Raw genomic sequence first — 1,040 nt, 5'->3', positions numbered from 1 at the left:
GCCCGCAGCCGGTCCACCACCACGGCCTGCGGCCCGGCCAGCACCCCGGGCGGCAGCGCCGAACCGCCGTGCGTGGGCAGCCCGTCCACGTGCACGATGTCCTTGACGCCCACCGCCACCCCGTACAGCGGCGGCCGCCCGCCCGGTTCCGGGTACCGCGCGGCCACCTCCCGCGCCTGCGACCGCAGCCGCTCGTGCCGCCCGGGCTCCGGCACGAACGCGCGGATCAGCGGGTCCACCCGTTCGACCAGGGCGCACAACCGGTCGACGTACTCGGACAGTTCCGGCACACCGGCGCGCAGCCCGGCGGCCTCATCGGTCAACGGCCGCGGCCGGACGAGGGGTTCCTCCATGCCGGTCACAGTAGACCGGCTCACGGGTGGTGTTCGGCCGCCAGGTACGGTGCCTCGCGCAGGAAGTACGCCCCGCAGGTGTGGCAGCACAGCTCCGGGGTCTTCCCCCAGTCCACCGCCTCCCGCACCTGCGACCCCGGATCGAGCTCCCGGCCGCACATCGCGACGTCCGCGTCGCCCCGGACCATGTGCCACAGCCGCACCTCCGCGGCCGCACCGCCGGCGCCGTACTCCGCTCGCATCTGGTGCATCATGCCCCCATCGTCCGGCCCCCTCCCACCCCCGGCAACCGGAGGCTCAGGGGCTCGGATCCCCCCGGCGAAACGCCGGGCACGCCGCCGGTCCCGATGCCCACCGTCGACAACCGCTGCCACGGCGGCGTCCACCGGAGCTCGCTGCTCAAGGTCGTGTTCCCGGCCGCCGGCCGCGGCCGTGACCGGTACGCAGAAGGTCAGGACGCCGCGCGGAGCAGGGCGCCGTCCTGCCACTTGAGGATCTTGTCGAAGCTCACGATCGCCCCGCGCAGGGGGTGGTTGCGGAGCTGGACGTGGTCGGTGAGGGCGTGGATGAGGAAGAGGCCGCGGCCGGACTCGGCGGTGAGGTCGGGGAGGGTGTCCAGGTCGACCGGGCGCAGGGTGGGGGTGCTGGGGCGGCAGGGCAGGACGTGGGTGTCGTACGGGTGGCCGT

Annotated in this window: 2 protein-coding genes and 1 pseudogene; all 3 read right to left on the bottom strand. The window is 74.8% G+C overall.

Annotated features, from left to right (window positions below; all coding sequences use genetic code 11):
• Positions 1-353, bottom strand: a 353-nt coding sequence (locus KS423_RS46130) for an amidase family protein (RefSeq protein WP_224285609.1), incomplete at its 3' end; no start/stop codon positions are given.
• Between the two features lie 20 nt (positions 354-373).
• Positions 374-595 carry a hypothetical protein gene (locus KS423_RS46125; RefSeq protein ID WP_224285608.1) on the bottom strand — a complete coding sequence of 74 codons (222 nt, stop codon included), beginning with the start codon at positions 593-595 and terminating at the stop codon, positions 374-376.
• A gap of 209 nt (positions 596-804) precedes the next feature.
• A pseudogene (locus KS423_RS46120) lies at positions 805-1,040 on the bottom strand (ATP-binding protein); the annotation flags it as partial.

Source organism: Streptomyces sp. LS1784, assembly GCF_020103755.1.
In the GTDB taxonomy this organism is placed as follows: domain Bacteria; phylum Actinomycetota; class Actinomycetes; order Streptomycetales; family Streptomycetaceae; genus Kitasatospora.
This window is presented reverse-complemented; position numbering and strand designations above follow the sequence as displayed.